Below are 12,060 nucleotides of genomic sequence, written 5' to 3' on the forward strand. Positions count from 1 at the left end.
TTATTTTTAATGAGTTACGAAGTTATCACTATTAATATAACAAGCACAACAACACTGCCCACGAAATAATATCGCAGACAGTGTTGTTTATTATTTATTTAAATACCGAGCGCTTTTTTACCGGCGTTAATAACCTCAATAATTTTATCGGTATCATAAATACAGCCTTTCCAGGTACCGCCGCTAACAGACTGTAAAGCGGCCCACAGCCGTGTATCGTCCGGCAGGAAATCATGCGCATGCAGTTCCGGGTGTGGTGAACGGCGTGCCAGTTCCACAGCGCCTTCTTCCGGCGTGAGCGGCTGTTGCGCGGTGCCGATGAAATTCACCCTACCCGTTAAGGAAAGCCGGTCCACCTCGATCTCGATAATGTCGTTATCGCGCAGTTTGCCAATCGGCCCACCGGCCAGAGCTTCTGGCGCCACGTGACCAAAACAGGCACCGGTCGACACGCCGGAAAAACGCGCGTCGGTGATGAGTGACACCGTCTTTCCCCAGGAGACATGCTTTAACGCTGAAGTCAGCTGATAGGTCTCTTCCATCCCGGTGCCAGACGGGCCACCGCCGATGACCACCATAATATCGCCGCGTTCAATTTCGCCGTTTTTGATGGCTTTGATCGCCCGCGCTTCGGAGACAAACACGCGCGCCCGGCCCGTGTGCCGATACACACCGTCCTCGCCCACCACCGACGGATCGATAGCCGTCGCTTTGATAACCGATCCTTCCGGCGCAATATTTCCCACCGGGAAGGCCACCGTTGAGGTCAGCCCACGGGCTTTGGCACGTTCTGGCGGGAGGATCACGTCATCAGGATCGACGCCATCCTGCTCGCGCAAACACTGGCGGAAACGTTCTCGCCGCTCCGACGCCTGCCACCAGTCGAGGTTTTCCCCCACCGTCTGGCCCGTCACCGTCATGGCATCCAGATGCAACAGGCCAAGATCGCGCAAATGGAGCATCACTTCCGGCACGCCGCCCGCGAGGAACGCGCGCACCGTCGGATGATAATCCGGCCCGTTCGGCAATACGCTCACCAGTCGCGGGACTTTGCGGTTGATACGCGTCCAGTGATCGACATCCGGAATAGTACAACCTGCCGCATGGGCAATAGCGGGAATGTGCAGCAACAAATTCGTTGAGCCACCAAACGCTGCGTGGATAACCATTGCGTTTTCAATGGCTTTGTCAGTCAGAATATCGCGCGTGGTAATACCGCGATCGTCCAGCTGTGCGACCGCACGCGCCGACTGGCGGGAAATCTCCAGCCATACATCTTGTCCGGAAGGTGCCAGCGCCGAGTGCGGCAGCGCCATTCCGAGTGCTTCGGCCACCACCTGAGAGGTTCCGGCGGTGCCTAAAAATTGACAGCCGCCGCCCGGCGAAGCGCAGGCGCGACAGCCCAGTTCAGCAGCTTCCTGCAGTGAAAGTTCATGGTTGGCGTAACGCGCGCCAATGGTTTGTACCTTGCCAGCATCTTCGCCAAAGGTTGGCGGCAATGTCGCACCGCCAGGCACCAGAATGGTCGGCAGATGGTGCATGGCAGCCAGCGCAATCATGGTCGCAGGCAACCCTTTGTCACAGGTGGCGACGCCAATTACCGCGCGCCGCGTGGGCAGCGAACGGATAAGCCGACGGAAGACAATGGCGGCATCGTTGCGATACGGCAAAGAATCGAACATCCCGTGTGTGCCCTGCGAGCGGCCGTCACAAGGATCGCTGACAAACGCCGCGAACGGAATGCCGCCGTTGCGGGTGATCTCTTTTGCCGCCGCCTGCATTTGCAGGCCGATTTCCCAGTGTCCGGTATGATATCCCAGCGCAATCGGGCGACCATCGCCCGCGCGGATTCCCCCCTGCGTACCAATAATCAGCACCTCTTTACCGGTGAGTTTATTGGCGTCCCAGCCCATACCGGCGTTCTGCGTCATGCCGAACAGGTTGCCGCTCGGCGACTCCATCAGCATTTGCGGTGTCAGCGGCAGCGCGCCCTGCGGCCCGGCGGCGTGGGTAATGACCGAATAAAACGCGTCATCTTGCGGGGTAAAAATCGTCTCTATCGCCATCTTATCCGTCCGGTTCAGCAGAGCTTAAGCTGTTGCAGCAGTGATTTTAACTGCGCCTTTCGCGCATCATCCAGTGGGCTTGCTGGCGGCAACACATGGGTCGAAACTGGCCGTCCACACAACACAATCGCCTCTTTAATCACGTTCACAAACGGCGTATCGAGCTGATACATCTGCGGGATTTGCAACATCGTCTGGTGATAGTTGGCGGCCTGCGCCAGATCGCCATCGCGGAAAGCCTGCAACAGCTTCACCGAAACTTGCGGCGCAAAGTTGCCGCTGGCGGAGATCGCCCCGTCCCCGCCTAACAGCAACGTGTTAAACAGATGATCGTCATACCCACACAGCACGGTAAAGTGCGGATGCGCCGCTTTCACGGTCAGGATCATGCTGCGCAGATGGGCAACGGAGTCGATCGTGTCTTTGATACCCACGATATTACCGCGTGAATCGGCCAGCGTTTTGACCAGTGCGGGCGTCAAATCCTGGCCGGTCAGCGCCGGGAAGTTATAGAGGATCACCGGGAGCGTGACGCTGTCCGCCACCTGCTGGAAATAGCGGATCAGGTTTTGCTCAGACACTTTCCAGTAATAAGGATTAATGACGACGATGCCATCTGCACCGGCGTGCTGTGCGTGCTGGCTTAGATCAATGGTTTCCCTGGCGTTAGTACCGCCGGTGCCAATCAAAACCGGCACCCGACGATCCACATGATCAATAGCAAATTCGGCGATCGCTTTGCGCTCTTCGGCGCTGAGCTGGGAGAACTCGCCTCCGCTGCCTAAAAAGAAAAGTCCGTCGACGCCCGCGTTAATCATGTCGTCGATAAGCGCAGCGGTACCCTGTTTATCAAGTTGTCCGTCGGCGGTGAAAATAGTTGAGACAGGCGGAATAATCCCCGAGAACTGCACGGTCTGCTGCATGAGATCTCCTTACTGATACACTTTGTTCTACATTATAGAACAGCGTTCATTAATTTAACTCTCATACTATGCCGCGACGCGCGGAGAGGTAAACCGGGAAAAATCAGTAAGGGGCGATTTTTTAGACTGGATCACGAAATGATGAAACGAAGCAGAAAAGTTGTAGCCCGGTACGCGAGGCGTTACCGGGCGAGAGACATTAGCCCACCAGCATCTTCACAACCACTTTACGCACCTGCGCCGGGCTGCCCACCGCACACAACGGTTTATGCACTTCGCCAGGATAGAACACCACAAAATCCCCTTCACTTAACACCACGGTTTTTTCCTGCTCGCCTTCTGGCAGGAACGCGATGTCTTTATCCGCGAGCCAGTCGGTGTCCGGCGTGCCGTGCGGCAGGGTGCTGAATGTCATCCCTTCCTGGCCTTTCATCACGATCTGGATGTCCAGATAGCGGGCGTGATACTCCGCGCGGCGCTCAGCGAATGGCTGGGTCATGTCTTCTGAGACCAGAAAAAACAGGTTGTTACCGTCGATATCATGCTTGCCGAGCGGAGTTGCGTCGGTAACGTGCGCTTTGACGTGTTCGATAGCCAGGCGCAACTCTTCCGGCAGCCAGGACTGTAAGTGATGAATATTGCCAACGATCATGAGTAAACCCTCAATATAAAACAATGTTTCAATTTCAACTTTTATACGAGAATTTTGACTGCCATACCAGACCTTTCTGCACCCTCTTTGCTCCAGCGCATGTTTATCGGAAAATGTGTTAATCGCCTGTTAAGTCATGCCAGGCAACTATGCAGTGATTATGCATAACATCGGTCAGTTCGTGATTTCCAAAGAAGATAACCTTCTGAATACCCTGACGTAAGTAAAAAACGCCTTGCCGGGTCACACTTTATCAATCCGTTTAATTTCAAATTTTCTGGATAGTTATTTATTAATTTACCTTATGGAAAAAATAGTTAACGCAGATTTATGCATATTCATTCCAGATAAAAATATTTATAGCTATAAATCATATAGTTAGTTATTTATGTCTAATTGTGAAAATCTACAAAACAATAACAACCCCAAATAACCTCAGTAATAAATGCTTAGCCATTCATTACTCAATAATGACTAAATAAGGTTTATCTGATGCGAGTCATGCAATAGAAAACAAACCTGATAATATCCAATCCCGCGTGAGCAATATCACAAAATACAATTTCCAACCGCCTACTATTGGCCGTGAAATCAATTGAGCTTAAAGGGCTATGAATTAATAACTATTCATAGCACAGCCCTCTTTATTCTGAAAAAACAGTTAAAGGAATAATTATGGAAAAGCATTACGTCGGTTCTGAAATTGGTCAATTGCGTAGCGTTATGCTGCATCGCCCGAATTTAAGTCTGAAACGTTTAACGCCGTCTAACTGCCAGGAGCTGTTATTCGATGACGTGTTATCGGTTGAGCGGGCAGGTGAAGAGCATGACATCTTCGCAAACACGCTGCGTGAGCAGGGTGTGGAAGTCCTGCTGTTAACCGATTTGATTACCCAAACGCTTGATATTGCAGACGCTAAAGCCTGGCTTCTGGAAACACAAATCTCTGATTATCGCCTCGGCCCAACCTTTGCCAACGACGTACGCGGCTGGCTGGCGGATATGCCGCACCGCGAACTGGCACGCCGTCTGAGCGGCGGTTTGACCTACGGGGAAATTCCCGCATTTATTAAAAATATGGTGGTCGATACCCATACGGCGAATGATTTTATTATGAAGCCGCTGCCAAACCATTTATTTACCCGCGACACGTCATGCTGGATCTATAACGGCGTATCCATTAATCCGATGGCGAAACCAGCGCGTCAGCGCGAAACCAATAATCTGCGGGCAATATATCGATGGCATCCGGCCTTTGCCGACGGCGATTTTATTAAATACTTCGGCGACGAGAATATTAATTACGACCACGCCACCTTAGAAGGCGGTGATGTATTAGTCATTGGTCGCGGCGCGGTATTAATTGGCATGTCCGAACGCACCACGCCGCAGGGCGTTGAATTCCTCGCGCAAAGCCTGTTCCAGCATCGCCAGGCTGAACGTGTGATCGCCGTTGAACTGCCGAAACACCGCTCCTGTATGCACCTCGATACCGTCATGACCCACATCGACGTCGACACCTTCTCCGTCTACCCGGAAGTGGTGCGTAAAGACGCCCAGTGCTGGACGCTCACCCCGGACGGACGCGGCGGTCTGCTGCGCACCCAGGAAACCGATCTGCTCCATGCGATTGAAAAAGCGTTGGGCATTAATCAGGTACGGCTTATCACCACCGGCGGTGACGCCTTCGAAGCCGAGCGCGAACAGTGGAATGACGCCAACAACGTGCTGACTATCCGCCCCGGCGTGGTCATCGGCTACGAGCGCAACATCTGGACCAACGAGAAATACGACAAGGCCGGGATCACCGTGCTGCCGATTCCGGGCGATGAGCTGGGACGCGGTCGCGGCGGCGCACGCTGCATGAGCTGCCCGCTCGAACGAGACGGAATTTAAAGGAGCCATCATGGAAAGAAAACCCACTCTGGTCGTGGCGCTAGGCGGCAATGCGCTGCTCAAACGCGGCGAGCCGCTGGAAGCGGATATTCAGCGGCAGAACATTGAGCTGGCCGCCCGCACGATCGCCGGACTCACCGCCCAGTGGCGCGTGGTGCTGGTCCACGGCAACGGCCCGCAGGTCGGGCTGCTGGCGTTGCAAAACAGTGCCTACGACAAAGTCACGCCCTACCCGCTGGACATTCTCGGCGCCGAAAGCCAGGGGATGATCGGCTACATGCTCCAGCAAGCGCTGAAAAACAACCTGCCGCAGCGCGAGGTGAGCGTCCTGTTGACCCAGGTCGAAGTGGACGCCGCTGACCCCGCGTTTCGCAACCCGACCAAATACATCGGCCCGGTTTATAGCGAGGAACAAGCCAAAACCCTGCAGACAGAAAAAGGCTGGGTGTTTAAAGCCGACGGCAGCTACTTCCGCCGCGTGGTGCCTTCGCCACAGCCGAAACGCATCGTCGAGAGCGACGCCATCACCGCCCTTATCGCCCGCGATCATCTGGTGATTTGCAACGGCGGCGGCGGTGTCCCGGTGGTGGAAAACGCCAGTGGCTACCACGGCATTGAAGCGGTGATCGACAAAGATCTCTCCGCCGCCCTGCTGGCCCGCCAGATTGAAGCCGATGCGCTGCTGATCCTCACTGACGCCGACGCGGTGTATCTCGACTGGGGCACGCCGACCCAACGCCCGCTGGCGCAAGTTTCGCCGGATGTGCTCAAAACCATGCACTTTGACGCCGGTTCGATGGGCCCGAAAGTGAGCGCCTGCCGTGAATTTGTCGAGGCGTGCAACGGCATCGCCGGGATTGGCGCACTGGCCGACGGTGCCGCGATTCTGGCCGGGGATAAAGGGACGTTGATTCGCAATTGATTCGTATTTTTCCCCTCACCCTAACCCTCTCCCAAGGGGAGAGGGAACTTATACCCCCTCTCCCTGTGGGAGAGGGCCGGGGTGAGGGCACCAGACAGCTCAAATTTAAAAAGGATCACCACATGACCATCAACCTGAAAAACCGCAACTTCCTCAAACTGCTGGACTACACCCCGGCAGAAATCCAGTACCTGATCGATCTCGCCATCGACCTGAAAGCCGCCAAAAAAGCCGGGCGCGAAAAACAAACTTTAGTCGGCAAAAACATCGCCCTGATCTTCGAAAAAACCTCCACCCGCACGCGCTGCGCTTTTGAAGTAGGCGCGTTCGACCAGGGCGCGCAGGTGACGTACCTCGGCCCAAGCGGATCGCAGATTGGCCATAAAGAGTCAATGAAAGACACCGCCCGCGTGCTGGGCCGCATGTACGACGGCATCGAGTATCGCGGCTACGGCCAGGAGATCGTCGAAGAGCTGGGTGAGTTCGCGGGCGTGCCGGTCTGGAACGGCCTGACCAACGAATTCCACCCAACGCAAATCCTCGCCGACCTGATGACCATGCTCGAACACGCGCCGGGCAAAACCCTGCCGGAGCTGAGCTTCGCCTATCTGGGCGACGCGCGAAACAACATGGGCAACTCGCTGATGGTCGGCGCGGCGAAAATGGGCATGGATATCCGCCTGGTGGCCCCGAAGTCCTTCTGGCCAGAAGCCGGACTGGTCGAGCAGTGCCGCGCCATCGCCAAAGAGACCGGGGCGCGCATCACTCTGACTGACGACGTGAATGAAGGCGTCCACGGCACTGATTTCCTCTACACCGACGTCTGGGTGTCGATGGGCGAACCGAAAGAAGCCTGGGCCGAGCGCGTCAGCCTGATGAAACCGTACCAAATCAACTGCGACGTCATGAAAGCCACCGGCAATCCGAACGTGAAATTCATGCACTGCCTGCCGGCGTTCCACAACGAACACACCAAAGTGGGCCGCGAAATCGAAATGGCATACGGCCTGAAAGGGCTGGAAGTGACGGAAGAGGTCTTCGAATCCCCGAACTCTATCGTCTTCGACGAAGCAGAAAACCGCATGCACACCATTAAAGCGGTCATGGTGGCGACACTCGGCGACTAATCACCGCCCGGCGCGGCCACAGGCTGCGCCGGGGCATGGAGAACATCATGGGCAAGTTCAAATTTCCTTCCGCTTACACCATTCTCTTTTTCCTGATCGCCGTGGTCGCCGCCCTGAGCTGGATTGTTCCAGCCGGGCAATACCAGATGGCGATGAACGCCACGCTCGGCAAAGAAGTGCCCATTGCCGGAACTTACGCACACGTCGCCGCGCATCCGCAGGGGATCGTCTCGGTGCTGATGGCCCCTATTGCCGGACTGTACGATCCGGAATCGGGGCAGGCGGGCGCGATCGACGTCGCGCTGTTTATTCTGATCATCGGTGGCTTTCTGGGGATCGTCACCAAAACCGGGGCGATTGACGCCGGGATCGAACGCGTCACCACCCGCCTGCGGGGCCGCGAAGAGTGGATGATCCCGATCCTGATGGCACTGTTCGCCGCGGGCGGGACCATCTACGGTATGGCCGAAGAGTCGCTGCCGTTCTACACGCTGCTCGTCCCGGTGATGCTCGCCGCCCGTTTTGATCCGGTGGTCGCCGCGTCTACCGTGCTGCTCGGGGCGGGGATCGGCACGCTCGGATCGACCATTAACCCGTTCGCCACGGTGATCGCCGCCAACGCCGCCGGGATCCCGTTCACCAACGGAATCATGCTCCGCGTGGCGCTGCTGGCGATCGGCTGGGTGATCTGCGTGTGGTGGGTCATGCGCTACGCCCGCAAGGTGCGCCAGGATCCGTCTCTGTCGATCGTCGCCGACAAAGAGGCAGAGAACCGCGCGCATTTCCTCGGTGATAAGGGCGAACAGTCGCTGGAATTTACCCCGGTGCGCAAAGTGATTCTGGTGATTTTCGCCCTCGCCTTCGCGGTGATGATCTACGGCGTGGCAGTGCTCGGCTGGTGGATGGCGGAGATTTCTGCGGTGTTTCTCGCCAGCGCGATAATCGTCGGGCTGATTGCCCGCATGAGCGAAGAAGAGCTGACCTCAACATTTATCAACGGGGCGCGGGATTTGCTGGGCGTCGCGCTGATTATTGGGATTGCGCGCGGTATCGTAGTCATCATGGATAAGGGCATGATTACGCACACGATTTTGCACAGTGCGGAAGACATGGTCACAGGATTGTCGACGGTGGCGTTCATTAACGTGATGTACTGGCTCGAAGTGGTGCTGTCATTTCTGGTGCCTTCTTCCTCCGGGCTTGCCGTTCTGACGATGCCGATCATGGCACCGCTCGCCGATTTCGCTAACGTCAACCGCGACCTGGTCGTGACGGCGTACCAGTCAGCTTCCGGAATTGTCAATCTGGTCACCCCGACGTCCGCCGTGGTGATGGGGGGACTGGCGATCGCGCGCGTGCCGTACGTGCGTTATCTCAAGTGGGTCGCCCCGCTGCTGGGGATTTTGACGGTGCTGATTATGGCGACGTTAAGCCTGGGTGCGCTTATCTGATTTGCCGGATGGCGCTGCGCTTATCCGGCCTACGGTAATCTTTTTGTAGGCCCGGTAAGCGCAGCGCCACCGGGAATTTTTTGTTGGCAACAGAGATGGGAACCAGATGATGGAATATGGAGAATACTCCCCAAAAGAACAACTTCAGCTCGCGGTATGCCAGAGCCTGATTAGCGAGAACAGCTACCTTTCCCAGGAAGAGATCCGCCGAGACCTGCAGGAACGCGGGTTTGATAGCATCAGCCAGTCAAGCGTCTCCCGGCTGCTGAAATTGCTGGGTGTCATAAAAATTCGAAATGCCAAAGGACAAAAGATTTATTCGATGAATCCGCAGTTACGCCCCGCCCCCGACGCGGCCCGTTCGATCTCCGAAATGGTGGTCAGCGTGGAGCACAACAGCGAATTTATCCTTATCCATACCGTCGCCGGATATGGCCGCGCCGTGGCGCGAATTCTGGATTATCACCAGTTACCGGAGATTTTAGGTGTGGTGGCCGGAAGCAGTATTGTCTGGGTCGCGCCCCGCGTGGTGAAGCGCACGGCGCTGGTTCACAAGCAAATTAATTATTTACTCAGAACGCATTAATATTCAAATAGAACCGTTTGCACTGAGTAAAGTGTGCATTAATCGCTTGATCAGAACATCGAGCTGAGTATAATGCCCGACAATTTGCCGGGAGGAAGTCATGGTCAAGCGTGTACGACATACAGTCATACCGCGTCTGAAAACAGACGCTGGCCTGCCTTTTTTCTTCCCGTTGATAACCCTATTCCCAGAGCCCCTCATTTGAGGGGCTTTTTTTTGCCCGGCGTCAGGAGATAAACATGAATCCGCTTTATCAAAAACACATCATTTCCATCAATGACCTCAGCCGCGAAGAGCTGGAACTGGTTCTCGATACCGCGGCAAAACTGAAGGCCAACCCGCAGCCCGAGCTGCTCAAGCACAAAGTGATCGCGAGCTGCTTCTTTGAAGCCTCCACCCGCACCCGTCTGTCGTTCGAGACGTCCATGCACCGCCTCGGCGCGAGCGTGGTCGGTTTCTCCGACGGCAGCAACACATCGCTCGGCAAAAAAGGCGAGACGCTGGCGGACACTATCTCCGTCATCAGCACCTACGTGGACGCGATTGTAATGCGCCACCCGCAGGAAGGCGCCGCGCGTCTGGCGACCGAGTTCTCCGGCGGCATTCCAGTGCTGAACGCCGGTGATGGTGCGAACCAGCATCCGACGCAAACCCTGCTGGATCTGTTCACCATCCAGGAGACTCAGGGCCGCCTGGAAAACCTGCACATCGCGATGGTCGGGGACCTGAAATATGGCCGCACCGTCCACTCACTGGCCCAGGCGCTGGCGAAATTTAACGGCAACCGCTTCTACTTTATCGCCCCGGCCGCGCTGGCGATGCCGCAGTACATTCTCGATATGCTCGACGAAAAAGGCATCCAGTGGAGCCAGCACGCCAGCATCGAAGAGGTGATGGGTGAAGTGGATATTCTGTACATGACCCGCGTGCAGAAAGAGCGTCTGGACCCGTCCGAGTACGCCAACGTCAAAGCCCAGTTCATCCTGCGCGCCAGTGACCTTGAAGGTGCGCGTACGAACATGAAAGTGCTGCACCCGCTGCCGCGCATCGACGAAATCGCCACCGACGTCGACAAAACGCCGCACGCCTGGTACTTCCAGCAGGCCGGGAACGGCATCTTCGCTCGCCAGGCGTTACTGGCACTGGTTCTGAATCGCGAATTCGCTCTGTAAGGGGAAATGACAATGACACATGATAATAAACTCCAGGTTGAAGCCATCAAACGTGGCACCGTGATTGACCATATCCCGGCGATGGTGGGCTTTAAGCTGCTGACGCTGTTCAAGCTGACCGAAACCGACCAGCGCATCACCATCGGCCTGAACCTGCCGTCCGGCGAGATGGGCCGCAAAGACCTGATCAAAATCGAGAACACCTTCCTGACCGACGAGCAGGTTAACCAGCTGTCCCTGTACGCCCCGGACGCGACGGTGAATCGCATCGACGATTACGAAGTGGTGGGCAAATCGCGCCCGAACTTACCGGAACGCATTGAGCACGTACTGGTCTGCCCGAACAGCAACTGCATCAGTCATGCTGAGCCGGTTTCGTCCAGTTTTGCAGTGAAAAAACGGGCGAATGACATCGCACTCAAATGCAAATACTGCGAAAAAGAGTTTTCTCATTATGTGGTGCTGGCCAACTAATTGAGGTTGGTAATGAATTCCTGGACTCCGGTTACACGAAATCATTCGCGTCGCATCGAGGCGGCAAGTCCGAATATCCCCGGGAGCATAGGAAACTATGTGACCGGGGTATGAGGACGCAGCCAACGAAGAGGCGGCGTGAAGGATGATGTGTATAATGGCCGGGAACTTTTTAACGCTGTTATCCTGGAGAAAACATGAGCAAAGTACTTGCGACGGAAAATGCACCAGCGGCTATCGGTCCTTACGTTCAGGGCGTTGACCTGGGCAGCATGATTATAACTTCTGGCCAGATCCCGGTGAACCCGAAAACCGGCGAAGTGCCAGACGATGTGGCGGCGCAGGCGCGTCAGTCACTGGAAAACGTGAAAGCGATCGTTGAATCTGCGGGCCTGAAAGTGGGCGATATCGTGAAAACGACCGTGTTCGTGAAAGATCTGAATGATTTCGCGACCGTTAACGCCACTTACGAAGCGTTCTTCAACGAGCACGAAGCGACCTTCCCGGCGCGTTCTTGTGTGGAAGTAGCGCGTCTGCCGAAAGACGTGAAGATTGAGATTGAGGCGATTGCGGTTCGTCGCTAATCTGTTTGCCCTCTCCGCTGCGGAGGGGGCTGTTTCTGGTGTTTCCCCTTCCCTGCAACGTTTTCATTCCCCTGCATTTTTCTCTGAAGCGCCTTCGCATTTCCCCAATTTACCCCATCTTCAAAGCACTGTTTTTTTATCCACAAGAGTATGATTGGCCGTACGTAATGGACGGGAATATATGCACCTTGTTCTCAAACATATTTT

12 protein-coding genes are annotated in these 12,060 nt (G+C 55.6%); 9 read left to right on the top strand and 3 right to left on the bottom strand.

Going from position 1 to position 12,060, the window contains the following annotated elements; all coding sequences use genetic code 11:
• Nucleotides 1–98: 98 nt before the first annotated feature.
• The 3 genes from JBO43_RS08095 to JBO43_RS08105 form a co-directional block, all read right to left on the bottom strand.
• Nucleotides 99–2,066, bottom strand: a complete 1,968-nt coding sequence (locus tag JBO43_RS08095) for a YjhG/YagF family D-xylonate dehydratase (RefSeq protein WP_202674089.1) — start codon at nt 2,064–2,066, stop codon at nt 99–101.
• A 14-nt stretch (nt 2,067–2,080) separates the two neighbouring features.
• The gene (locus tag JBO43_RS08100) at nt 2,081–2,989 is read right to left on the bottom strand and encodes a dihydrodipicolinate synthase family protein (RefSeq protein WP_202674090.1); all 909 of its coding nucleotides are present in this window, start codon (nt 2,987–2,989) and stop codon (nt 2,081–2,083) included.
• A gap of 199 nt (nt 2,990–3,188) precedes the next feature.
• Nucleotides 3,189–3,641: a YhcH/YjgK/YiaL family protein gene (locus tag JBO43_RS08105; RefSeq protein WP_103948334.1), complete on the bottom strand. Its 453-nt coding sequence runs from the start codon at nt 3,639–3,641 to the stop codon at nt 3,189–3,191.
• Nucleotides 3,642–4,316: 675 nt separating this feature from the next.
• Here JBO43_RS08105 and arcA point away from each other — a divergent pair.
• The 9 genes from arcA (at nt 4,317) to ridA (ending at nt 11,853) form a co-directional block, all read left to right on the top strand.
• Nucleotides 4,317–5,537, top strand: coding sequence for an arginine deiminase (arcA, locus tag JBO43_RS08110; RefSeq protein ID WP_095280567.1), 1,221 nt, complete (start codon nt 4,317–4,319; stop codon nt 5,535–5,537).
• A gap of 10 nt (nt 5,538–5,547) precedes the next feature.
• A complete protein-coding gene (gene arcC / locus JBO43_RS08115; protein WP_095280566.1) occupies nt 5,548–6,459 on the top strand; it encodes a carbamate kinase in 912 nt (303 codons plus the stop codon).
• A 122-nt stretch (nt 6,460–6,581) separates the two neighbouring features.
• Complete coding sequence (argF, locus tag JBO43_RS08120; protein WP_202674091.1) at nt 6,582–7,586, top strand: ornithine carbamoyltransferase; 1,005 nt, start codon at nt 6,582–6,584, stop codon at nt 7,584–7,586.
• A 47-nt stretch (nt 7,587–7,633) separates the two neighbouring features.
• On the top strand, nt 7,634–9,037 hold the full coding sequence (locus JBO43_RS08125) for a YfcC family protein (protein ID WP_095280564.1): 1,404 nt from the start codon (nt 7,634–7,636) through the stop codon (nt 9,035–9,037).
• A 106-nt stretch (nt 9,038–9,143) separates the two neighbouring features.
• Entirely contained in the window at nt 9,144–9,623 is a 480-nt protein-coding gene (locus JBO43_RS08130; protein WP_095280563.1) for an arginine repressor, read from the top strand.
• A 100-nt stretch (nt 9,624–9,723) separates the two neighbouring features.
• Nucleotides 9,724–9,828 (top strand): pyrBI operon leader peptide, encoded by a 105-nt coding sequence (locus tag JBO43_RS08140; RefSeq protein ID WP_095280562.1) that lies wholly within the window; start codon nt 9,724–9,726, stop codon nt 9,826–9,828.
• Nucleotides 9,829–9,862: 34 nt separating this feature from the next.
• Nucleotides 9,863–10,795 (top strand): aspartate carbamoyltransferase, encoded by a 933-nt coding sequence (gene pyrB, locus JBO43_RS08145; RefSeq protein WP_095280561.1) that lies wholly within the window; start codon nt 9,863–9,865, stop codon nt 10,793–10,795.
• Nucleotides 10,796–10,807: 12 nt separating this feature from the next.
• On the top strand, nt 10,808–11,269 hold the full coding sequence (gene pyrI / locus JBO43_RS08150; RefSeq protein WP_095280560.1) for an aspartate carbamoyltransferase regulatory subunit: 462 nt from the start codon (nt 10,808–10,810) through the stop codon (nt 11,267–11,269).
• A gap of 197 nt (nt 11,270–11,466) precedes the next feature.
• A complete protein-coding gene (ridA, locus tag JBO43_RS08155; protein ID WP_202674092.1) occupies nt 11,467–11,853 on the top strand; it encodes a 2-iminobutanoate/2-iminopropanoate deaminase in 387 nt (128 codons plus the stop codon).
• The last annotated feature ends 207 nt before the right edge of the window (nt 11,854–12,060 follow it).

The sequence above is a fragment of the Lelliottia jeotgali genome (assembly GCF_016771845.1).
Classification (GTDB): Bacteria; Pseudomonadota; Gammaproteobacteria; order Enterobacterales; family Enterobacteriaceae; genus Enterobacter; species Enterobacter jeotgali.